This window comes from Kitasatospora indigofera, assembly GCF_014655955.1.
Lineage (GTDB): Bacteria > Actinomycetota > Actinomycetes > Streptomycetales > Streptomycetaceae > Kitasatospora > Kitasatospora indigofera.
This window is the reverse complement of sequence record NZ_BNBO01000061.1, coordinates 30,594-52,330: the sequence shown is the minus strand read 5'-3', so window position 1 is coordinate 52,330 and position 21,737 is coordinate 30,594. Positions and strand designations below refer to the sequence as shown.

The 21,737-nt window shown below is 75.5% G+C and carries 20 protein-coding genes, 1 tRNA gene and 1 pseudogene; 8 read left to right on the top strand and 14 right to left on the bottom strand.

Features of this window, described 5'->3' with window-relative positions; genetic code table 11:
* Positions 1-66: 66 nt before the first annotated feature.
* The 7 genes from IE329_RS33785 to IE329_RS33755 form a co-directional block, all read right to left on the bottom strand.
* Complete coding sequence (locus IE329_RS33785; RefSeq protein WP_190214851.1) at positions 67-1,092, bottom strand: DUF4349 domain-containing protein; 1,026 nt, start codon at positions 1,090-1,092, stop codon at positions 67-69.
* A 289-nt stretch (positions 1,093-1,381) separates the two neighbouring features.
* Complete coding sequence (locus IE329_RS33780) at positions 1,382-4,099, bottom strand: fumarate reductase/succinate dehydrogenase flavoprotein subunit (protein WP_190214850.1); 2,718 nt, start codon at positions 4,097-4,099, stop codon at positions 1,382-1,384.
* Positions 4,100-4,112: 13 nt separating this feature from the next.
* The gene (locus tag IE329_RS33775) at positions 4,113-4,880 is read right to left on the bottom strand and encodes an ABC transporter ATP-binding protein (RefSeq protein ID WP_190214849.1); all 768 of its coding nucleotides are present in this window, start codon (positions 4,878-4,880) and stop codon (positions 4,113-4,115) included.
* Positions 4,877-5,740 carry an ABC transporter permease gene (locus IE329_RS33770; protein ID WP_190214848.1) on the bottom strand — a complete coding sequence of 288 codons (864 nt, stop codon included), beginning with the start codon at positions 5,738-5,740 and terminating at the stop codon, positions 4,877-4,879. The genes IE329_RS33775 and IE329_RS33770 overlap by 4 nt, the downstream gene beginning before the upstream one ends.
* Entirely contained in the window at positions 5,737-7,224 is a 1,488-nt protein-coding gene (locus IE329_RS33765) for an ABC transporter substrate-binding protein (protein WP_190214847.1), read from the bottom strand. The genes IE329_RS33770 and IE329_RS33765 overlap by 4 nt, the downstream gene beginning before the upstream one ends.
* 13 nt (positions 7,225-7,237) lie before the next feature.
* Positions 7,238-7,465, bottom strand: a complete 228-nt coding sequence (locus tag IE329_RS33760; RefSeq protein ID WP_073928917.1) for a 4Fe-4S dicluster domain-containing protein — start codon at positions 7,463-7,465, stop codon at positions 7,238-7,240.
* A 135-nt stretch (positions 7,466-7,600) separates the two neighbouring features.
* Positions 7,601-8,365, bottom strand: a complete 765-nt coding sequence (locus tag IE329_RS33755) for a GntR family transcriptional regulator (RefSeq protein ID WP_190214846.1) — start codon at positions 8,363-8,365, stop codon at positions 7,601-7,603.
* Between the two features lie 288 nt (positions 8,366-8,653).
* On the opposite strand from IE329_RS33755, the gene IE329_RS33750 reads away from it, so the two are divergent.
* Genes IE329_RS33750 through hemQ form a run of 4 tightly spaced genes read left to right on the top strand, consistent with a single transcriptional unit; the run spans position 8,654 to position 12,186 of the window.
* Complete coding sequence (locus IE329_RS33750; RefSeq protein WP_229927977.1) at positions 8,654-9,379, top strand: YoaK family protein; 726 nt, start codon at positions 8,654-8,656, stop codon at positions 9,377-9,379.
* Between the two features lie 9 nt (positions 9,380-9,388).
* Positions 9,389-9,976, top strand: a complete 588-nt coding sequence (locus IE329_RS33745) for a Uma2 family endonuclease (RefSeq protein WP_190214844.1) — start codon at positions 9,389-9,391, stop codon at positions 9,974-9,976.
* A gap of 45 nt (positions 9,977-10,021) precedes the next feature.
* Positions 10,022-11,446 (top strand): protoporphyrinogen oxidase, encoded by a 1,425-nt coding sequence (gene hemG / locus IE329_RS33740; protein ID WP_190214843.1) that lies wholly within the window; start codon positions 10,022-10,024, stop codon positions 11,444-11,446.
* Entirely contained in the window at positions 11,443-12,186 is a 744-nt protein-coding gene (hemQ, locus tag IE329_RS33735) for a hydrogen peroxide-dependent heme synthase (protein WP_073928913.1), read from the top strand. Before hemG ends, hemQ begins: the two co-directional genes overlap by 4 nt.
* 91 nt (positions 12,187-12,277) lie before the next feature.
* Here the strand turns inward: hemQ and IE329_RS33730 are convergent, their stop codons facing one another.
* The 4 genes and pseudogenes from IE329_RS33730 to IE329_RS33715 form a co-directional block, all read right to left on the bottom strand.
* Positions 12,278-13,045: a TIGR04222 domain-containing membrane protein gene (locus IE329_RS33730; protein ID WP_190214842.1), complete on the bottom strand. Its 768-nt coding sequence runs from the start codon at positions 13,043-13,045 to the stop codon at positions 12,278-12,280.
* An 81-nt stretch (positions 13,046-13,126) separates the two neighbouring features.
* On the bottom strand, positions 13,127-14,086 hold the full coding sequence (locus IE329_RS33725) for a peptidase associated/transthyretin-like domain-containing protein (RefSeq protein ID WP_190214841.1): 960 nt from the start codon (positions 14,084-14,086) through the stop codon (positions 13,127-13,129).
* 90 nt (positions 14,087-14,176) lie between these two features.
* The gene (locus tag IE329_RS33720; RefSeq protein ID WP_190214840.1) at positions 14,177-15,199 is read right to left on the bottom strand and encodes a TIGR04222 domain-containing membrane protein; all 1,023 of its coding nucleotides are present in this window, start codon (positions 15,197-15,199) and stop codon (positions 14,177-14,179) included.
* A gap of 31 nt (positions 15,200-15,230) precedes the next feature.
* Positions 15,231-16,527 (bottom strand): annotated as a pseudogene (locus IE329_RS33715) (MbnB/TglH/ChrH family RiPP precursor modification enzyme).
* A 307-nt stretch (positions 16,528-16,834) separates the two neighbouring features.
* Between IE329_RS33715 and IE329_RS33710 the strand changes: the two are divergent.
* The 4 genes from IE329_RS33710 to IE329_RS33695 all read left to right on the top strand — a co-directional run bounded on the left by IE329_RS33710 (position 16,835) and on the right by IE329_RS33695 (position 19,769).
* Positions 16,835-17,755 (top strand): GNAT family N-acetyltransferase, encoded by a 921-nt coding sequence (locus tag IE329_RS33710; protein WP_190214839.1) that lies wholly within the window; start codon positions 16,835-16,837, stop codon positions 17,753-17,755.
* A gap of 78 nt (positions 17,756-17,833) precedes the next feature.
* Positions 17,834-17,907: transfer RNA gene (locus IE329_RS33705), tRNA-Trp, on the top strand.
* A gap of 77 nt (positions 17,908-17,984) precedes the next feature.
* Positions 17,985-18,899, top strand: coding sequence for an aldo/keto reductase (locus IE329_RS33700; protein WP_190214838.1), 915 nt, complete (start codon positions 17,985-17,987; stop codon positions 18,897-18,899).
* 3 nt (positions 18,900-18,902) lie between these two features.
* Complete coding sequence (locus IE329_RS33695; RefSeq protein ID WP_229927976.1) at positions 18,903-19,769, top strand: MOSC domain-containing protein; 867 nt, start codon at positions 18,903-18,905, stop codon at positions 19,767-19,769.
* A 149-nt stretch (positions 19,770-19,918) separates the two neighbouring features.
* Here IE329_RS33695 and IE329_RS33690 read toward each other — a convergent pair whose 3' ends face one another.
* The 3 genes from IE329_RS33690 to msrB form a co-directional block, all read right to left on the bottom strand.
* Positions 19,919-20,344, bottom strand: a complete 426-nt coding sequence (locus tag IE329_RS33690; protein ID WP_190214837.1) for a peptidoglycan-binding domain-containing protein — start codon at positions 20,342-20,344, stop codon at positions 19,919-19,921.
* A 384-nt stretch (positions 20,345-20,728) separates the two neighbouring features.
* A complete protein-coding gene (locus tag IE329_RS33685) occupies positions 20,729-21,199 on the bottom strand; it encodes an NUDIX domain-containing protein (protein ID WP_190214836.1) in 471 nt (156 codons plus the stop codon).
* Positions 21,200-21,311: 112 nt separating this feature from the next.
* Positions 21,312-21,719, bottom strand: a complete 408-nt coding sequence (gene msrB / locus IE329_RS33680; RefSeq protein ID WP_190214835.1) for a peptide-methionine (R)-S-oxide reductase MsrB — start codon at positions 21,717-21,719, stop codon at positions 21,312-21,314.
* Positions 21,720-21,737 lie beyond the last annotated feature (18 nt).

Below are 21,737 nucleotides of genomic sequence, written 5' to 3'. Positions count from 1 at the left end.
CCAGGCGGACCCGTCCGGCCCGCCGGCCGCCGCCGTTTCGTCAGTGCGTTTCGTCAGTGCGTTTCGTCAGTGCGGGTCGTCGGGGCCGTCCCCGGGCGCCGACCAGGGGTCGTGCCGCGGCGCCGGCGGCGCACCGGCCGGGCGGGCGGCCTTCCGCCGCCGGCCGGCGTACCAGAGCAGCCAGCCCAGCGGCCCCAGCACCAGCAGGAACGGCGCGACCGCCGCCAGGGCGATCAGCAGGCCCTTGACGATCGCCGACAGCACGTGCCAGCCGCCGGCCAGCGCCGAGCCCACCGAGGCCCAGAGGCCGTCCTTCTTCTTGGCCGGTTCGGCCGGCGGCGGCGCGGCCGTCTCCCGGCGGAGCTCCAGGGTGATGGTGGAGAGCGAGGTCTTCGCCGTCAGCTCCGTCTGCTGCTTCTGCAGCGACTCCAGGTCCGCCTGCCGACGGCTCAGCTCGGCCTCCAGCGACACCACGTCGGCGAGCGACTTCGCCTGTGCCATCAGCGCCCGGACCCGTTCCACGCTGGCCTGCTGGCTCTGCACCCGGCTGGCGACGTCGACCACCTGCTGGGTGAGGTCGTCCGCCTGGCTGTTGCGCGAGACCACCTTGCCCAGCGCGGCCAGCTGGTCCAGCGTCTTCTGGTAGGAGGCCGAGGGCACCTTCAGCACGAGCTGGCCGCCCAGCGGGCCGCTGTCGCGCTCACCGCCGGGGGCGCCGGAGCCGGCCGAACCGCTGACCGTCTCCTTGCCGACGTAGCCGCCGGCGCCGGCCGCCAGGCCGCGGGCCTGGGCCATCGTCTGGTCGAGGTCCTTGGCCACCAGCGTCAGTTGCGCGGTGTAGGCGATCAGGCGGTTGTCGGCGGTCACCGCCGGGGCCGGCTCCGCACCGGCCGCGCCCCCGGTGGCGGGGGCGGCGGGCGCGGCGCCGGCGGCCTTCCCCGCGGCGTCGGCCGCCTGCGGCGCCTGGGCCGGCGCCTTCGCCGAGTCCGCCGAGGACCTGCCGCCCGACTCGGCGGAGCACCCGCCGATCAGCACCGCGACCGCCAGCACCGCCGCTGCGAGCACCCCCGGTCTGCGTCCTGCTGCTCCCATGGTCAAAGCCCTCCCCGTCCTCGCTCCGAGCCCCGTCCGGGTGCTCCGAACCATTCGACGGGCTGACGGCCGGTCGGGATCCGCCCGGGAGATCGCAACTCGGTCACGGGTCGGCGGCGGCCCGGACTCGGCCGGGCCTTATGGGCCGGCGTGCCCACAAATGCCCGGTGGCGCGCCCCGCCACCCGTGGTCGGGGCCCGCCACCCGTCGTCCTTCGCCTGTCGCCTGTCGCCTGTCGCCGGTCGCCCGTCGCCGGCCGGAGCCGGGCGGCCCGGTCCCGGCCCGCCGCTCAGCCGGCCGGGCGCAGGGCGATCCTGGCGTACGCCCGGACGTCGGCGTCGGAGTCGGCCAGCCGGGCCCGCAGGGCCTCGGCCACGGCCGGGGTGCCGGCGGCCGGCGCCAGTGCCCGGACCGCGGCCTTGCGGACGTCCATGTGCTCGTCGGTGAGCAGGGCCAGCAGGGGCGGCAGGCCCGCCGGCCCCGTCCGGCCGAGGGCACCGGCCGCCGCCCTGCGGACCTGCCAGGCCTCGTCCGGTACGGCCGCCAGCGCGTCCAGCGGCGCCGGGCAGCCGATCCCGGCGGCGCCCTGCAGCGCGGCGGCCCGCACCAGCGGGTCCGGGTCGCCGGCCAGCCGGACGAGCACCGACGCGGCCGACGGGTCGCCGATGGTGCCCAGGCCCTCGCCGACGGCCACCCGCACCTCGCGGGCGGCGTCCTCGGCGGCCCGGGCCAGCGGGCCGGCCGCGTCCAGCGAGACCAGGCCGTGCACGGCCTGCAGCCGGACCGGGACCTCGGGGTCGGCCAGCGCGGCGGCGAAGCCTCCGGCGCTGCCCGTCCGCAGCGAGCGCGCGACGTCCAGCGCGCCGGCCCGGACGGCCGGGTCGGCGGAGCCGGCGGCGGCCCGCAGCGGTTCGGCCAGCGCGGCCGCGTCCAGCACCTCGACCAGCTCGCGCAGTCCGGCGACCGCCGCCGCCCGGACGGAGCCGTCCGGGTCGGCCAGGGCGCGGGCGAGTACGGTGCCGGTGCCCTCCGGCGCGGCTTCGGTGAGGACGCTCACCGTGGTGCGGCGGACGTCCGCCGCCGGGTCGTCGAGATAGGGGAGCAGCTGGGCCAGCGTCGGCTGCTCCTCGGCCAGCCGGAGCAGGTCGAGCAGGCGCGGGGCGGCCGGGGCGCCGGCCTGCGGCTCCTCGCCCGCGCCGGCGGCCGCCCCGGCCGGGGCGGCGGTCGTGCCGGTCCGTCCGACCGGCATCGCGTGCACCTCGCCGAGCACGGTGACCTCGCCGCCGGGCGGCTCCAGGCCCTCCACCGGGACGAGGTAGGGCGCCACCGGCCGGGTGAGGAACTCCATCGCCCCGGAGGGGTGCTTGCGGACGTTGAGGTGGCTGAACCAGCTCTCGTCGTCCTTGCCGGGGTGGTCGATCCGCTCGTGGTAGAGGCCCCAGCGGCTCTCGGTGCGGGCGAGCGAGGAGCGGGCGGCGAGTTCGGCGCAGTCCCGGATGAAGTCGACCTCCACCGCGCGCATCAGCTCGTGCGGGGTCCGGGCGCCCATGCCGGCGATCTCGCCGCGCATCCGCTCGAAGTGCTCCAGCGCGACGGAGAGCCGCGAGCCGGTCTTCGGCGGGGCGACGTAGTCGTTCACGAAGCGGCGCAGCTTGTACTCGACCTGCGGCTGCGGCGGTCCGTCCGGGTTGCGCAGCGGGCGGTAGACCAGCTCGTGCGCCTCCTCGACCTGGTCCGCCGGGAGTTCGGCCCGCTCGGCGGGCAGGTGGGCGGTGGCGTGGGTGCCGGCCAGGTCGCCGAAGACGAAGGCGCCGATCATGTAGTTGTGCGGGACGCAGGCGAGGTCGCCGGCCGCGTACAGGCCGGGCACGGTGGTGGCGGCGTTCTCGTCCACCCAGACACCGGAGGCGGAGTGCCCGCCGCAGAGGCCGATCTCGGAGATGTGCATCTCCACGTCGTGGGTGCGGTAGTCGTGCCCCCGCCCGGCGTGGAAGGTGCCCCGGCTGGGGCGCTCGGTGGTGTGCAGGATGGACTCCAGCGCCTGCACGGACTCCTCCGGCAGGTGGGTGGTGCGCAGGTACACCGGCCCCCGGTCGGACTCCAGTTCGGCGGCGAACTCGGCCATCATCTGCCCCGACCAGTAGTCGGAGTCGACGAACCGCTCGCCGTGCCGGTTCACCTGGTAGCTGCCGAAGGGGTTGGCCACGTACGCGCAGGCGGGCCCGTTGTAGTCCTTCATCAGCGGGTTGATCTGGAAGCACTCGATGCCGCTCAGCTCGGCGCCCGCGTGGTACGCCATCGCGTAGCCGTCCCCGGCGTTGGTGGGGTTCTCGTAGGTGCCGTACAGGTAGCCGCTGGCGGGCAGGCCGAGCCGGCCGCACGGGCCGGTGGCGAGGATCACCGCGCCGGCCGAGACGGTGACGAACTCGCCGCTGCGGGTGTCGAACCCGGCCGCGCCGACGGCCCGGCCGCCCGAGGTGAGCACCCGCACCGGCATCACCCGGTTCTCGATGGTGATCCGCTCGCGCATCTCGCGCCGGCGCAGCACCCGGTACAGCACCTTCTTGACGTCCTTGCCCTCCGGCATCGGCAGCACGTAGCTGCCGGACCGGTGCACCTGGCGGACCTGGTACTCGCCGTACTCGTCCTTCTCGAACTTCACGCCGTACCGCTCCAGCCGCTGCACCATCGCGAAGCCGCGGGTGGCGGTCTGCCGGACGGTCCGCTGGTCGACGATGCCGTCGTTGGCGCGGGTGATCTCGGCGACGTAGTCGTCCGGCTCGGCCCGGCCGGGCACGACGGCGTTGTTGACGCCGTCCATGCCCATCGCGAGCGCGCCGGAGTGCCGGACGTGCGCCTTCTCCAGCAGCAGCACGTCCGCGCCCTGCTCGGCGGCGCTGAGCGCGGCCATCGAGCCGGCCGTGCCGCCGCCGATCACCAGGACGTCGCAGGTCAGGTGGCGGGCCTCGGCCAGGTCGGGGATCCGCAGGGCTTCGGTGGTCGGCATGGTGAGCGGCCTTTCAGGACAGCCCGGCGAGGACGGCCTCGCGCAGGCGCAGTACGGCGGGGTCGGTGCGGGCGGCGGCCTCGCGCGGGCGGGGGACGTCGTGCAGGGCGGCGACCTTGCCGCCGCCGAGCACCGCGACCCGGTCGCCGAGCAGCAGCGCCTCGTCCACGTCATGGGTGACGAAGACCACGGTGCAGCGCAGCCGCTCCCGTACGGTGAGCAGCAACTGCTGCATGGCGGCCCGGTTCTGGGCGTCGAGCGCGCCGAAGGGCTCGTCCATCAGGACGGCCCGCGGCGAGCCGACCAGGGCCCGGGCCAGCTGGACGCGCTGGCGCTGGCCGCCGGACAACTGCCTCGGCAGCCGGTCCTGGTGGCCGTCCAGGCCGACCAGGGCCAGCCACTCGGCGACCGGCCGGGCGCGCTCGGCCCGGGGCACCCGCCGGATGGCGAGCGGGAGTTCGACGTTGCGGCGGACGCTGCGCCAGGGCAGCAGGCCGTCCTCCTGGAAGACCAGCGCCCGGTCGGCGTGCGGTCCGGCGAGCGGCTCGCCGTCGGCGAGGAGTTCGCCGGCGGTGGGCGCCAGCAGGCCGGCCAGCGCCCGCAGCAGGGTGGACTTGCCGCAGCCGGACGCGCCGACCACGGTCAGCACCTCGCCCGGCGCGACGTCCAGGTCGAGGCCGTCCAGGACGGGGTGCCCGGCGTGCCCGAGCGCCAGGCCCCGGGCGGTCAGCCGCAGGCCGGTGGTCGCGGTGGCGGCGGCGGTGGCGGTCGCGGTGCTCATCGTGCGCTCCCGGGTCGGGTCGGCAGCCAGCGGGTGACGCGGCGGCCGAGGAGTTCGACGGCGCCCGAGGTCAGCCACCCGAGCAGGCCGATGGTGGCCATCCCGACGAAGACGCCGGGGTAGTCGAGCACGGTGTACGACTGCCAGGTGCGGTACCCGACGCCGAACTGTCCGGAGACCATCTCGGCGGAGATCACGCAGATCCAGGACACCCCGATGCCGACCGACAGTCCGCCGACCACCCCGGGCAGCGCGCCCGGCAGCACCACGCTCCACAGCACCCGCCACCGGCCGCCGCCCATGGTGCGGACGGCCTCCTCCCAGAGCGGCGGGACGGCCCGTACGGCGTGCCGGGTGGAGACGGTGACCGGGAAGAACGCGGCCGCGAAGGTGATGAAGACGATGCCCTGCTCGTTGTCCGGGAAGAGCATGATCGCCACCGGGACGAGCGCGATCGCCGGCACCGGCCGGATCACCTCCAGCACCGGTCCGAGCAGGTCGGAGGCCCACCGCGAGCGGGCCGTCGCCACCCCGGCGGCCACCCCGAGCACGGCCGCCAGCAGGAAGCCGCTGCCGATCCGGCGCAGGCTGTCCGCGAGGTCCTGCCAGTACTGGTCGGTGGCCAGTTGCCGGCCGAAGGCCTGCCAGACCTGGACGGCGGTCGGCAGGTGGTCGAAGCGCACCCAGAACTGCACCTTGGCGGCGGTGAGCAGCTGCCAGAGCCCGGCGAAGGCCAGCAGCGAGAGCGCCCGCAGGGTCCGGCGGCGCCAGGCCGCCGGGCGCCGCGCGGCCGCCCGGTCCCGCCGGCCGGGTCCGGCGGCCCCGGCGGGTGCCGGGGCCTGCCGGAGGGCGGCGGTCACGACGCCGCCAGGGCTTGCTCGTAGCCGATCTGCTTCGCGCCCGGGTGTGCCGCCAGGTAGGCCTTGAGGCCGTCCTCGGTGGTGAAGGGCAGCAGGTCGGCGCCGTCCTGCGCCCAGTGGTCCTTGTCGGCGAACCAACGGGTGCCGGTGGTCGCGTCGGGCACGTAGGCCGCCCGGACCTTCTTGCCGGCGGCCGCCTTGACCGCCTTCAGCAGGCAGGCCGGGGTGGCGGCGGGCCGGGTGGCGTCCTCGCCGTCGAACCAGATCTCGCCGGCCTTCGCCGGGTCGGTGACCGGCTGCCCGCAGACCGCGTCGGTGCCGGTGATCCGGGCCGGCGCGATCTCCGGCAGGGCGGCCTTCGCGAGGTAGGACGGGTCGACGAAGGCGTCCACGTCCAGCGCCTTCAGCACGCCGACCGACTTCAGGAACGGGACGTCCTCGCGCAGCGCGGCCAGCAGTTCGGGCCGCAGCGGCAGCCCGAAGGTGGCGATGCCGTTCGGGCCGTTGTAGAGGTGGACCACCTCGGGCGCCAGGCCGGTCGCCGCGGCGACCTCCTGGGAGGCGGCCAGCGGCTGCTCGTTGAGGTAGCGGGTGGCGTCCGCCTGGGCGCGCAGGAAGGCCTCGATCACCTCGGGGTGCTCGGTGGCGTACTTCTGCCGGACCACCACGCCGTGCAGGGTGGGGCGGGCCAGCGCCGCGCCGTCGTAGAGCAGCCGGGCGTCGCCGCCGAACACCACCTGGCCCGGCCAGGCCACGAACTGGGCCAGCGCGTCCACGCCGCCGGCCTTCAACGCCGAGGCGCCGATGGCCGGCTGCTGGTTCTGCTTGGAGATCTCGGTGTCCTGCACGCCGGCCTTGCGCAGCGCCTGGACGAGGGTGCCGTCGGCGGCCGAGCCGACCGAGGTGGAGACCTTCTTGCCCTTCAGGTCGGCGAGCGTGTGCGCGGGCGAACCGTTCGGCACCACCACGCTGTTGAGCGCGCCCAGTTCGTTGTAGCCGGTCACCGAGATCATCCGGGTGCCGGCCCCGCCGGCCTCCTGGGCCCGCGATCCGTTGATCAGCAGCGGGTAGTCGCCCATCGAGCCGATGTCGGTCTTGTCGGCCAGCATCTGCGCGGTGATCGGCGCGCCGGAGTCGTAGTCCTGCCAGCTGACCTTGTACGTGCGGCCGTTCTTCTTGCCCTCGGCGGCGAGCTGCTGCTCGAAGTACCCCCGGGCCCGGAGCAGGGTGCCGGCGGTGACGGTGTTGATGGTCTTGGACTGGTAGCCGACCACCACCTCGACGCTGCCGCCGGCGGAGGCGCCGGCGGACGAGCAGCCGGTGAGTCCGGTCAGCACGGCGGCGGCCAGCAGGGCGAGCGGCAGCGGGCCGGCCGGCCGCGGGCGCCGGGACGCGGACGGGCCCGGGGACGACGAGGTGTCCCGGGCCGACGCCGCTCCGAGCGGGCGGGACGTCGGGCGGGGGAACAGCGGACGGCGTGACATCGGGGAACGCTCCTCAGCGCAGCAGATAGGGCATGTTGACGGTGACCGCACCGGTGGGACAGCGGGCGGCGCACGGGCCGCAGTACCAGCACTCGTCGACGTGCATGAAGGCCTTGTTGGTGTCCGGGTCGATGGCCAGCGAGTCGAGCGGGCACATCTCCACGCAGAGCGTGCAGCCGTCGATGCAGAGCGAGCCGTCGATGGTGACGGGCACGTCGGAGCGGTGGTCGGCGAGTGCCATGGGGGTCTCCGGGAATCGGCTACGGGAAGGAACGCGGCGGCGGGAGGGCGACCGCGGGCAGGCTGCTGCTGGGGGTTGCTGCGGGGAGGGGAGGCCGGTCCGGGTCCCGGGTCGGGGGTCGGGGGAGGCCGCTGGTCAGAGCGCGGAGCGCAGCAGCCGGCCCTGCATGGTGATCCGGTCGCCGCGGAACCGGACGTACTCCAGGTCCACCGGGCGGCCGTCGGCCAGCGTGGTCAGCCGCTCCAGCATCAGCAGCGCCCCGCCGCGCGGGACCTCCAGCACGGTGGCCGAGTGCGCGTCGGCGTTCACCGCCTCCAGGGTGATGTCGGCCGAACCGAGCGGCTGCCCGGCGACCTCCTCGATCAGCTGGAAGACGTCCTGGTGGACCAGGTCCTCGGCGTCCAGGGCGGCGCCGATGTCCGGGGCGAGGTAGGTGAGGTCCAGCGACAGCGGCAGCCCGTTCAGCCGCCGCACCCGCTCGACGTACACCACGTCCGCGCCGTCCGGCAGCCGCAGCCGGCGGGCCACCGGGCCGGGGGCCCGGACCGGGCCGAACGAGCGGACCTCGTTGGTGACCTCGCCGTGTTCGTGCAGGGTCTCGGCCAGCCCCATCAGGCGGTTCAGCCCGTGCGGCACCTTCTCCGCCACCACCAGCGTCCCCGACCCGGGCACCCGGCGGACCAGGCCCTCCGTCCGGAGCAGGTCCAGGGCCTCCCGGATGGTGTTCCTGGACTCCCCGAACTCCTCGGCCAGCACCTCCTCGTGCGGCAGCGGACGGGGCCCGTACACCTCGCTCAGCACCTGCTGGCGCAGCACGTCGGCGACCTGCCGGGCCCGGTCCGCACGGGGCCGGCGGGGCTGGCAGGCCCCGGCCGGCCGGGGCGGGTTCTCGGTGCTCATCGCGACTGCTCCGGTGCTGGGGGCCGATTGCGGTCCGCCGGGCGGCGCTGCCGGGCGGTTGGTTCTGGCAGAACCCTAGGGGCGTACCGGCGGGTTTTTCGTTGCCACCGCATTACGCCACCTGACGGGCCGTCCGCGCCCGCCGCCAGCAGGGCCTACCGATGCCCCCGGGCCGGAACCGCCACCCGCGGCCCGGCCCCCACCGCCCCCACACATGGCCCAATGCCGGGCCGGTCCGCGGCGGAACGCGAGAGTGGGTGGTCCGTCGTCCGAGGGAGGGAACCGGCCTTGACCCTGAGGCGCAGTGCCGCGCTCGACGCCGTGCTGATCGTGCTGACCCTGACCACGGGGGTGATCGAGGCCGTCAGCCTGCTCGCGCTCGGCCACGTCTTCACCGCGCTGATGACGGGCAACATGCTCTTCCTCGCCTTCGGACTGGCCGGCGGCCCGGGGCTGTCCCCCACGGCCTCCGCCGTCTCCCTGGGGGCCTTCGCCGTCGGCAACCTGACCGGCGCCCTGCTGGAGACCAGGGTCGAGGCCCGCCGCCACCGCTGGTTCGTCGCCGGACTGGTGGCGGAGGCCCTGCTGCTCGGCGGCGCCGGCCTGGCCGCGGGCGGGATCGGCCGCCTCGACGAGCCACTGACCGGCCACCTCTACCTGGTGATCGCCCTGACGGCGCTGGCGATGGGCCTGCGCAGCGTCACCAGCCTCCGGGCCCGGGTCGCCGAACTGCCCACCACGCTCACCACCCGCGCGCTCACCTCCGTGATCAGCGGGCTGGCCCCGGCCGTCGGACACGATCCCGCCCGGGGCGGCGGCACCGGCTCGGCCGCGCTGCGGGCCGCCGGGGTGGTGGCGATGTTCCTCGGCGGCCTGCTCGGGGCCTGGATGCTCACCGCCGGCCACCGCCCGCAGCTCCCGCTGCTGGTGTCCGCCGCCGTCGTGCTCCTGTGCGCCGTCGGCTTCGGGCTGACCGCGCGCCGACGGCCCCCGGCGGAGCCCCGCACTGGCTAGTCTGGATCCATGAGCGCGCTGCCCGACTGGATGCGACCGCCCCGCGACGAGGGGTGGTTCGCCGATGACCTCGACCGGCTGACCGAAGCGCCCCGGCACACCGAACTGATCGACGGCGCGCTCGTCTTCATGATGTCCCCGCAGCGCTCCTGGCACGGCCGGATCGTCACGGCTCTGACCGTCGCCCTGGAGGACCAGGCTCCCGCCGGCACTGTGGTGGAACGTGAGATGACCATCCGGCTCGACGGCAGAAACCGTCCCGAGCCCGATCTGGTGGTGGCTGAGACCGAGTACGACCCGGACCGGACGTGGTTCTCCCCCGCCACGGTCTCCCTGGTCGTCGAGGTCGTCTCCCCCGAGACGGCCCACCGCGACCGCACCGTCAAGGTCCGCAAGTACGCCGAGGCGGGCATCGTGCACTACTGGCTGATCGAGGAGGAGGCGGGCGCGCCCGTCGTCCACGTCTACGAGCTCGACGCCCCCACCACCGCCTACGCGCCCGCCGGGATCTTCCGCGGCAGGCTGGAGCGCCCCGTCCCGTTCCCGGTCGCCATCGACCTGGACGCACTGCTGCCCGCCCGGAAGCGGACGGATTGAGGACGGATTGAGGCCTTCGCCCGGCTCTCTGCAAGACTGCGAAGCATGTCGCAACCTCATGTCGTCGTGATCGGCGGCGGTATCGCGGGCCTGGCCGCGGCCGCCTTCCTCAGCGGTGCGGACGGCGGTGGCGGGAGAGCCGCGGTCACCCTCCTGGAGGCCTCGGAGCGCCTCGGCGGGAAGCTCCGCGGCGGCGAGGTCGGCGGGGTGCAGGTCGACCTCGGCGCCGAGTCGATGCTCGCCCGCCGCCCGGAGGCGGTCGCCCTGGCCCGCTCGGTCGGCCTGGCCGACGCCCTTCAGCCGCCCGGCACCGCCAAGGCCGCGATCTGGACCAGGGACGCGCTGCGCCCGCTGCCCGGCGGCCAGGTGATGGGCGTCCCCGGCGACCTCGACGCGCTGGCCGCCTCCGGCGTGCTCACCCCCGAGGGCCTGGCCCGGGCCGGCCGGGAGGAGAGCACCCCGGCGGTCGGCGACGACATCGCCATCGGCGCGTACGTGGCCGCGCGGCTCGGCCGGGAGGTGGTCGACCGGCTGGTCGAGCCGCTGCTCGGCGGCGTCTACGCCGGCCACGCGGACGAGATCTCGCTGCGCGCGGCCGTCCCCCAGCTGCTCGCCCTGGCCCGTACCGGAGGTCCGCTGCTCGACGGCGTGCACGAGCTGGCGACCCGCCCGCAGAGCGGCGGCGGCCCGGTCTTCCAGGGCCTGGAGGGCGGCCTCGGCACCCTGCCCGTCGCCGTCGCCGCCGCCTGCCGCGCGGCCGGCGCCGACCTGCGGACCGGCAGCCCGGTGGACGAGCTGCGCCGCACCCCCGAGGGCTGGCGCCTGGTCGTCGGCGGCGAGGTGCTGCGGGCGGACGCGGTGGTGCTCGCCGTGCCCGCGCCCGAGGCGGCCCGGCTGCTGCGGGCCGAGGCGCCCGGCGCGGCCGCCGAGCTGGCCGCCGTCGAGTACGCGGGGATGGCCCTGGTCACGATGGCCTTCCGGCGCGCAGACCTGCCCGGGCCGCCGGCCGGCAGCGGGTTCCTGGTACCGCCGGTCGACGGCCGGCAGATCAAGGCGTCCACCTTCTCCTCGAACAAGTGGGGCTGGCTGGAGCGCTCGGCGCCCGACAGCTTCCTGCTGCGCACCTCGCTCGGCCGCCACCGCGAGGAGCAGGCCCTGGACCTCCCCGACGAGGAGCTGGTCGCCCGTTCGCTGGCCGACCTCGGCGAGGCCGTCGGCCTGACCGCGAAGCCGTACGACACGGCGGTCACCCGCTGGCGGGCCGGCCTGCCGCAGTACCCGGTCGGCCACCTCGACCGGGTGGCCCGGATCCGGGCCGGCGCCGAGCGGCTCGGCGGGCTGGCCCTGTGCGGCGCCGCGTACGACGGGGTGGGCATCCCGGCCTGCGTCGCGAGCGCCCGTGCGGCCGTCGACAAGGTGTTGACCCCGGCCGCCGGGGCGGCCGTCACAGAAGGGACAATGTCCGCATGACTGACAGCACTGAGCCGCAGGCGGCCGCCGAGCAGGCAGCCGCGCAGCAGCCCGAGAAGAAGAAGGCCCGCGACCTCAACCAGGTGATCCGGTACACCTTGTGGTCGGTGTTCAAGCTCAAGGACAACCTGCCCGACGACCGCGCCGCCCTCGCGGCCGAGGTCGACGAGCTGTTCGCGCAGCTGGCCGCCAAGGACGTCACGGTGCGCGGCACCTACGACGTGTCGGGGCTGCGGGCCGACGCCGACGTCATGATCTGGTGGCACGCCGAGGACTCCGACGACCTCCAGGAGGCGTACAACCGCTTCCGCCGCACCGGTCTCGGCCGCCGGCTGGAGCCGGTCTGGTCCAACATGGCGCTGCACCGCCCGGCGGAGTTCAACAAGTCGCACATCCCGGCGTTCCTCGCCGACGAGGCCCCCCGCGACTACATCTGCGTGTACCCCTTCGTCCGCTCCTACGAGTGGTACCTGCTGCCGGACGCCGAGCGTCGCGCGATGCTCGCCGAGCACGGCAAGATGGCGCGCGGCTACCCCGACGTGCGGGCCAACACGGTGGCCTCGTTCGCGCTCGGCGACTACGAGTGGCTGCTCGCCTTCGAGGCGGACGAGCTGCACCGGATCGTCGACCTGATGCGCGACCTGCGCCCGTCGCGGGCCCGCCTGCACGTGCGCGAGGAGGTGCCGTTCTTCACCGGGCGCCGCAAGCCGGTCGCCGAGCTGCTGAACGGCCTGGCGTGACCTGACGCCGTCCGGTCGAACGACGGAGGGTGCCGCCCCGGCCGGGGCGGCACCCTCCGTCGTTCCCGGGGTGCCGCCCCGGGCGCGTGGTTCAGTGCCGCAGCGCCGCCCGCAGCCGGGCGTCCTGGACGGCGGCCGGGCCGGCCATCGCCACCGCGGTCAGCAGCTCCTGCTCCCGGTCGGCGGCCTCCTGGCGCGGCAGCCGGACCACCCGCAGGACCTCCTGCCCGGCCGGGGAGGCCCAGCGGGTGTACGGGTAGACGTCGACCCGGGCCATCAGCAGGGTGCCCGAGGTGAGGATCACCGGCAGCGCGAACCAGGCGAAGGCCGCCGCCGGGTCCTCGCCGGCGGGGGCGCCCAGGATGATCGCGGTGCCGAGCAGCACCAGCGCCAGCAGCAGCGCCTGGCGGACGTGCCGGACCGCCGTCGCGGTGCTCTGCCGGACCGCCGCCGGGGTGGCCAGGCCGGCCAGCGACAGCCGGGCGCCGACCTCCATCACCGTCGGGTGGGAGGCCATCGCCTGCCGCAGCTCGCCGGTGCGGCACTGGCCCTCCGGGCCGACGGCGGCGATCAGCGCCCGCTCCAGGCGGCTGCGCCCCTGCGGGTCCACCACGCTGGTCCACCCGGTGTGCGCCAGGTGCAGCCGGCCGCGCGAGGCCATCAGCACCAGGGCGAGGTCGACCACCCGGGCCGGGCCGCCGGCCAGGTAGGCCGTCTCGTACAGGCCTATCCCGACCGCCTCCGCCGGGCGCGGGGCGTCCGCCCCGGCGAGCGCGTCGGCGGTGGCCGCGATCCGGACCAGCCGCATGCAGGAGAGCACGGCGGCGACGCAGGCGGGGATCAGCAGGAGCAGCCACATGGGGCTGTTGTAAACCGGATCCGGCCATCACGGAACCGTTCCAGGTGCGCGATACCGAACTGTGACCGCCGGCGGCGCCGGTTACTTGCCGTTGTGATCCGGGTCCGCCGCAAGGGTGATGACGCCCAGGTAGCCGTCCCCGTCCTCGCTGACCGTCAGCAGCATGCCCGGCCGGTAGATGGAGTCGCCGTCGTTGAAGGTGTCGCGGCCGGTGTGCCCGGCGTACGGATCCTTGGCGAAAACCGCACTGTTGAGCTTCTCGTCCATCATTAGCTGGGTGGTGAGGGCGCGTTCGTCGTTCACGTGCACCATCGCGTGGATGTGCACGGTGCGGCCGGCGTACCAGCCGGGCCAGACGGTGGTGAACTGCACGATGCCGTCGGCGTCGGTGACCTGGGCGCCCCGCAGGTAGCGCTTGTCGTCGGTGGGGGTCAGGTCGGCCGCGCCGCCGGTGCCGCCGGCCGGGGCGCCGCCCGCGCCCGGGCCGCCCGAGGGCGGTGCGCCGCTCGGCATCCCGGTGGGCGGTGTGCCGTTCGGGCCGCCGCCCGGCGCACCCGAGGGTGCCCCGGACGGGGGCGTGCCGCCCGCGCCGCCGGGGGCCCCGCCGGGGGCCCCGCCGCCGCCCGAGGAGAGGCTCTCGGCGCCGGAGTACAGGCCCGCCGCGTCGCAGTGCCAGATCTCCACCACCGCGTTCGGGACCGCCGCGCAGCTCTCGCTGTCCTGGACCCGGACGGCCAGCCGCAGGCGGGTGCCGGCGCGGTCCTCGCGGATGTCGCTGCGGATCTTGTCCGCGTCGAAGTAGTACGGCCCCTGGGTGGTCGAGGCGGTCAGCGTGCAGGTGCCGGAGGCCGCGAACAGCGAGGTCAGGTCCTCGGTGGTGACGGACTGCGGCGAGACGTCCGCGCTCGCGCCGGTGGTGGTGGCCGCCCGGCTCCCGCCGCCCTGGCCGCAGGCCGCGAGCAGCGCGCCCAGGCCGATGCTGCTGATGCCCGCCAGCGCGGTGCGGCGGCTGACGCGTCGGCCCTCATGATCGTGTCCCATGCCGCCGAGGGTAGGAACACGTCATGAGGGCCGCATGTGAGGCGGGTGAGCGGGCGGTGAGCCCGCCGCGCCCGGCTCTCCCGTCGGGCCTCAGGAGCCGCAGCTCGACCCGCCGCCGCAGCTGGAGGAGGAACCGCAGCTGCTGGAGCTGGACCCGCAGCTGCTGGACGACGAGCCGCAGCTCGACGAGGAGGACCCGCAGCCGGAGGAGGAGCCGCAACTGGACGACCCGCAGCTCGACGAGCCGCCGGAGGAGCCCGGGTCCGAGGAGCCGCACCAATTGGCCGGCCCGGAGCTGCAGCTGGACCCGGACGAGGACGACGGGCCGGGGACGGGGACGGGCCGCGCCGCGGCCAGCATCGCCGCCTGCAGCTCCTCGTCCGGCAGGCCGGCGTTCACCCCCTCCAGGGCGACCACGCCGAGCAGCGCGCCGCTCGCGACGCCCACGCCGTGCCGGGGCCGCCACCCGGTGCCGGTCAGCTGCCCGAGCTGGCGCCGGCCCGCCCGGGTGATCCGGCCCCGGCCGGGCCGGGTGGTCACCAGCAGCACGACGCCGGCGAACAGCAGCGCCGTCGCCCCGCCCAGCAGCGGCCGTTCGGCGGCCGGCCGGCCGGCCGCCAGGATCGAGCCGACGACCGTGCTGACCGGGATCGCCAGCACCACCAGCCAGAGCAGCCGGCGGGCCGAGCGGGCCCGGCGCAGCAGGGCCGGGTCGAGCATCAGCCCGTGCGCGGCGAGCCGGTCGCCGATCCGCTGGACGGCGTCGGAGGTCATCACCGCCCGGCGCAGGCCGGGCAGGTCGCGCTGGCGCAGGTCGCCGGCCGCCACCAGTAGCGCGGCCTCCACCTCGTCGTACGCGGTGTTGGACGTGACGGTGACCAGCCCGCCGCGCGAGACGATCACCCGGCCCTCCTGGTGCATCCGGACCAGCACGGTGTCGACCACCCGGCCGGGCCCGCCGGCCAGGAAGGCGGCGTCCAGCAGCGGGATCCCGGTGCCGGGCAGGTCGGCCGGGTCGGACCGGCGCCGGGCCGCGACGAAGGTCACGACGGTGGACAGGCCGGCGGCGATCAGCAGCACGGTGAGGACGGTGAGGTGCGTGGTGTGCCACATGGGCGGTTCCCCCGGGTGGTGAGTGGTTCGGTCAGTCCTGCTGCGGGCGCAGCGCCCGGCGCAGCCGGTCCAGCGGACCGGAGCGCTGCGCGGGCACCCGCGTCCCCGCCGGCGCGAGCCAGCCTTCGAGGGCCCGGCGGTGCTCGGGGCCGAGCGGGTCGCCGGCCTCGTCCGCGAGGGCCCACCGGGCGAAGGCGTTCCCGTCGGCCCGGTAGCCGCCGTCCTGCGGCCGCTGCCGCGCGTACCGCAGGAACAGCGGGCCGAAGGCCGGCCCGAGGAGCTGCGGCAGCTCCGGCACCACCTTCGCGACGGTGTCGCGCCGCTTGGCGGCCAGCCCGGTCGCCTGGGCGCGGACCTGCTCCGGGTCGAAGCCCGGTGGCGGCGGGCCGCCGGCGACCAGGGCCGCCAGCAGCGCGCCCTGCCGCCGGGCCAGTGCGGCCCGCGCCAGCACCAGCTCCGCGTCCGCGCCGCGGGCCAGGTACTCCAGTCCCTCAGACATGCTGCGGCACCCCCTCCAGCACCCGGCGGATCGCGTCCAGTTCGCCGCCCAGTTCGGCGGGCGACGGGAAGTTGCCGTCCCGCTCCAGCAGCACCCCGGGCGGCGACACCCGGGAGCACAGCTCGGCGAGCACCTCCAGCACCGGCCCGGTGACGGGGTGGGCGTGGGTGTCGTGCCAGATCCCGTCGACCAGCCGCCCGCCCGCCACGTGCACGTAGGCGATCGCCTCCAGCGGCAGCCGGTCCAGCTCGGCGGCCGGGTCGACCCCGAGGTTGACCCGGTTGGTGTGCAGGTTGGCGACGTCGATCAGCAGCCGCACGCCCGTCCGCTCGACCAGTTCGGCCAGGAACTGCCCCTCGGTCAGCTCGTCCTCGGGCCAGGCCAGCTGGGCCGCGATGTTCTCCAGCGCCAGCGGCACCGGCAGCTGGTCCTGGGCGATCCGGACGTTCTCGGCGATCACCCGCAGCGAGTCCCGCGAGCGCGGCACCGGCAGCAGGTGGCCGGCCTCCAGGCCGCCGGCCCGGACGAACGCCAGGTGCTCGGTGACCAGCGGCGATCCCAGCGCCCGGGCCGCCTCGGCGAGCCGGGCGAGCCGGGCCGGCTCGGGCAGGCCGGCGCCGCCGAGGCCGAGCGAGACGCCGTGCGGGACGACGGTGACGCCGCGTTCGCGCAGCAGCCGCAGCGACTCGGGCAGGTGGCCGGCGCAGAGGTTCTCGGCGACCACCTCGACCCAGTCCAGGCCGGGCAGCCGTTCCACGACGGTGTCGATCTCGGTGCGCCAGCCGAGGCCGACACCGAGCCGGGGCAGGGTCGTTGCAGGGGTGGTCATGGGTGCGCCCCCTTCGGAGGGCTTGCGGAAAGGGTGCCGGACGGGTCGCGGGCTTCGTCGCCGGGCGGCCGTCGGGCCGGTGGGGAGCAGGTTCCGCGGGGCTTCGGCCCCGCCTGCTGCTGAGGATGTCCCCGGCCGGGGCCGCTGCCAAGCCTCGACCGGGATTCTCAGAGCATTACTTGAGCATATGGCTGCGCCGCCGCCGGGCCCGACGGGTGCCCCGCCCGTCTGACCTGCGAGAACGCCATGGGCACGGCGGAAAAACCGGGAGGCGTACGGACGGCCGCCCGGCTAACCTGACATGCCTATGACTCTGACGATCCGTGACTTCACCCCAGCCGACGCCGAGGCGGCCGCCGCCGCCCACCGCGCGGGCCGCCCGCACCTCGTCCTCACCGCCGAGGTCTTCGCCTGGCTGCCGGAGCACCTGCCGGCCGCCCAGCACTACCGCACCTTCGTGGCCGAGATCGACGGCCGGGTGGTCGGCAGCGTCCGCTGCGCGCGGGTGACCGACACCAGCGCCGAGGGCATCGCGTACGCCAACGGCAGCGTGCTCCCCGGGTTCCGCCGCCGGGGCGCCTTCACCGCGCTGCTGGCCGCCGCCGAGCGGCACCTCGCCGAGCACGGCGCGACCGAGGTGCACAGCTGGGTCGACGACGTGCCCGAGGCCCGCGCCTTCGCCGCCGGGCGCGGCTACCGCGAGGGCCGGGTCGCGCACTTCGCCCGCCGCGACCTCACCGCCCCGCTGCCGCCCGTGCCGGATGTCCCGGCCGGCGTCGAGCTGCGGACGGCCGCCGACTACCGGGACGACCCGTACCCGCTGTTCGTCGTCGACGCGGACGCCGGGCGGGACGAACCCGGCGAGGTCGACATCGACCGGGCCGACTACCAGGACTGGCTGGACGGCGTCTGGTCCCGCCCCGACCTGGACCGCGACCTCACCGTGGTGGCCCTCGTCGACGGCACCCCGGCCGCCTTCAGCGCCGCGCACACCGACCGGGAAACCCGCTACTGGTCGGCCTTCACCGCCTGCCGCCGGGAGTTCCGCGGCCGCGGCCTGGCCACCCTGGCCAAGGTCCGCTCCCTGCACCTGGCCCGGGCCGCCGGCCTGACCGAGGCCTTCACCAACAACGACGCCACCAACGCCCCGATGCTCGCGATCAACGAGCGGCTCGGCTACCGACGCTGCGCGAGCGAGCGGAAGTTCGTCAAGCAGCTGACGGCCTGACGCCCGCCGGGCGGGCGGGGCGCCGCAAATGGCGTTGCGCCCGCCCGGCGCGGTACGGCAGGCTGGGGCCACCCACCGAGGGGCGTAGCTCAGTTGGCCAGAGCGGCGGTCTCCAAAACCGCATGTCGCAGGTTCGAATCCTGTCGCCCCTGCTCCTCCCCGTCGGTCCGGCGGTCCGCCGGACCTTATTCCATGGCGGCCGGGCCGCGTCCCGATGATGATGCTCCGCATGACGAACGAGACCATCACCGCGGCCGCCTCGGGCACCTGGAAACTCGGTGACCTGACGGTCAACCGGATCGGCTTCGGCGCGATGCGCCTGACCCAGACCGGCGCGGCCTTCGCCCCCGGCGCCACCCCCAGCGACCGCGGCCGGGCCGTCGGCGTGCTGCGCCGCGCCGTCGAGCTGGGCGTCAACCACATCGACACCGCCGCCTTCTACTTCTCGTCGCTGCGCTCCGCCAACGAGCTGATCAACAGCGCCCTGGGCGGCCCCTACCCGGACGACCTGGTGATCACCACCAAGGTCGGCCCGGCCCGCGGGCCCGCGGGCGACTGGAGCCGGCACGCCGCCACCCCGGCGGAGCTGCGCGCCCAGGTCGAGGAGAACCTGCGCCAGCTCGGCCGCGACCACCTCGACGTGGTCAACCTGCGGATCCTCGGCACCGACTCGATCGCCGAGCGCTTCGGTGCCCTCGCCGACCTGCGCGACGCCGGACTCATCCGCCACCTGGGCCTCTCCAACATCCAGCCCGGGCATCTGGCGGAGGCCCGGGCCATCGCTCCCGTGGTGTGCGTGCAGAACCTCTACGGCATCGGGATGCGCCCCGAGCACGACGAGTTCCTGCGCACCTGCGGCGAGCAGGGCGTGGCCTTCGTGCCGTTCTACTCGATCGCCGCGGCCGGCCGGGAGGGCGGCGCCACCGGCGCCGAGGCCGAGGAGGTGCTGGCCGTCGCCCGCGCCCACGACGCGACGCCCGCCCAGATCCGGCTGGCCTGGACGCTGCACCGGGGCCCGCACGTGCTGGCCATCCCCGGCACCGGCAACCCGGACCACCTGGCCGCCAACGTCGCCGCCGGCGCCCTGCGCCTGACCGCGGACGACCTGGCCCTGCTGGACGCCCTCCACCGGCGCGGGGCCTGACCGGTGGCGGCCGCCCCGACGCCGGCCGCCCCGACGCCGGCCGCCCCGGTCGGCACGGTCGGCGCGCTGTGGCGCTACCCCGTCAAGTCGATGCTCGGTGAGCGGATCCCCGCCGCCGAGGTCACCGGCCGCGGGCTCGCCGGTGACCGCCGCCTCGCCCTGCTGGACCGGGAGACCGGCATGGTCGCCAGCGCCAAGAACCCCCGCCTCTGGCGCTCCCTGCTCACCTGCGCGGCCGTCCTGGACGGCCCGGCCACGCGGATCACCGGCCCGGCCGGCCAGACCCTGCTCAGCACCGGGGCCGGCGTCGACGACGCGCTCTCCGCGATCCTCGGCCGGCCCGTCACCCTCATCGACCGGCCGCCGGAGGGGGCCGAGCTGGACCGCTCCCGGCCCGAAGAGGTCCTGGTACAGGGCCCGGCGGCCGAGGTGGCGGCCGACGTCGTCCGGTTCGGCTCGGCGGCCCCGCCGGGGACGTTCTTCGACTTCGCCCCCGTCCACCTGCTGACCACCTCCACCCTGGGGCGGCTGGCGGCCCTCGGCCCGCGCGGCGTCGCCGAGGTGGAGCGCTACCGCCCCAACCTGGTGATCGACACCCCCGGGACGGGATTCGTCGAGCACCGGTGGGTCGGCCGTGACCTGCGGATCGGCGACCGGCTCGTGCTGCGGGTGATGGCCTCCACCCCCCGCTGCGCGGTCCCCACCCTCGCGCACGGCGACCTGCCCCGGGACGCTGACGCCCTGCGGACGCCGGCCGTGCACAACCGCGTCCCGGCCCTGCCGGGGCGGCCGCCGGAGCCCTGCGCCGGGGTGTACGCCCAGGTGCTGCGGCCCGGCCGGGTCCGGGCGGGGGACACCGTCCGGTTCTGACGGCACCTCGGGCGGCCCGGGTACGACAGCAGCCGCAGGCATGGGCCTGCGGCTGCTGTCCCGTCGGGCTGCCCCGACGTCCGGGTTCACCGTCCGGGGATCACCCCCGGCACGGCCGCCCGCCACTCCCCGCGAAGTGGCGGCCGGCGTCAGTCGAGGCGGGTGCCCGCCACCGGCAGGAAGGTCGCGTCCGGCGAGGGGAGGTACCAGAAGCAGTAGTTGCCGCGACCGTAGTAGGCGTCGCCGTAGGAGAGCAGGTACTCACCGGTGGTCGGGCCCACGATGCCGTCGGCCCCGTTCGAGGAGGTGGCCCAGAACCGGTTCTGGAACGTCTTCACCGCGGCGAAGGTCTTCGGGCCCCAGACGCCGTCCTCGTCGACCGTGGGCTGGCCGTACTGCCGGGACACGTCGTTCATCAGGTGCTGCACGCACCACACCGCGTGCGGGTTGTTGGGGTAGCCCGGGCCGACGTAGGCGGCGCCCGGCGTCGCCTGCGCGGTGCCGCTCACCCCGCCGAGCGCCAGTGCGGCCACCCCCGCCGTGAGCCCCAGCCGGGTCACGAACTTCTTCATCATCTCCGCGTACCTTTCCTCGGTAACTGACGGGACGATCCTCCAGGCCCCCGCCAACAGGGCTCCAACGGGCCGCCAACCGCCCGCCAACGCCCCGGCACGCCCGCCGCGGCCGCCTGATGGGCCAGGATGGCCGGACAGGCCGCGCCAGCAGGGAGGCACATCGATGAGCCGGACACCACCGCCGGGGGCGCAGGGGCCGAGCCGCCCCGGCGGCCGCGGCACCCGGGGGCCGTCCCGCGGCCCGGCGGGCCCGACGGCACCGCCCTTCCCCGACGGACCGGCGATCGGCGAACCGGACGACGGCCACGTCGTCCGGCGGAGCCCGGGGGCCGGGCCCGGGTCCGACCCCGATCCGTCGGCCGGGGCCGACGGCACCGAACCGGACTAGCCCAGGTGGGGGGCGGTCCGGCGGTCCAGGAAATGCCTCAGCCGGAGCCGCTGGGTGTGGTGCACCGGCAGGGCGTCGATGTCCTCCGGCGCGACGAACCGCAGATCGGTCGACTCGTCGGAGATCTTCAGAGTGCCCCCGGTCACCCGCGCCGTGAAGCAGACGTTGAACTGCTGCCGGACCTCCCCGTCCGCGTACGCGATCACGTGGCGGGGGTCGGTGTAGGTGCCGACCAGCCCGGTGATCTCGACGTCGAGGCCGGTCTCCTCACGTACTTCCCGCACGGCCGTGGCCGGCAGGGATTCACCGAGATCCATGGTCCCGCCCGGCAGCGCGTAGCGGCCGTTGTCCGAGCGACGTTGGAGCAGGATCCGTCCCGCGTCGTCCGTCACCACCGCCGAAGCGGCGACCACCAGCCGGTTCGGCACCGGTGCGTGGGGATCGTCGTAGTACTCGGTCCTGGCCATGTGTCAGTCCTTCTGCCGGATGGGTGACCGACCGCTCCCGTCCCGCCGGGGCGGACAGCACGGAGCCCCCGGGACACCTGGCGGTGTCGTCCGGGGGCCCTGTGCGCCGCCGTCAGCTGTCGGCGGGCTTCAGCGTCAGCGAGATGCTGTTGATGCAGTAGCGCTGGTCGGTCGGCGTCCCGTAGCCCTCGCCCTCGAAGACGTGGCCGAGGTGGCCGCCGCAGGCGGCGCAGCGGACCTCGACGCGCCGCATGCCGAGGGTGGTGTCCTCGATGTACTGGACCCGGTCCTCGGCGAGCGGGGCGTAGTACGACGGCCATCCGCAGTGGCTGTCGAACTTGGTCTCCGAGCTGAAGAGTTCGGCGCCGCAGGCGCGGCAGCCGTAGACGCCGACGGTCTTGGTGTCGGTGTACTCGCCGACGAAGGGGCGCTCCGTCCCGGCCTCGCGGAGCACGTGGTACTCCGCGGGGCTGAGCTGCTCGCGCCACTCGGCGTCGGTCTTCTCGATCTTGTAGCTCACGGCGTGCTCCCGGTCGGT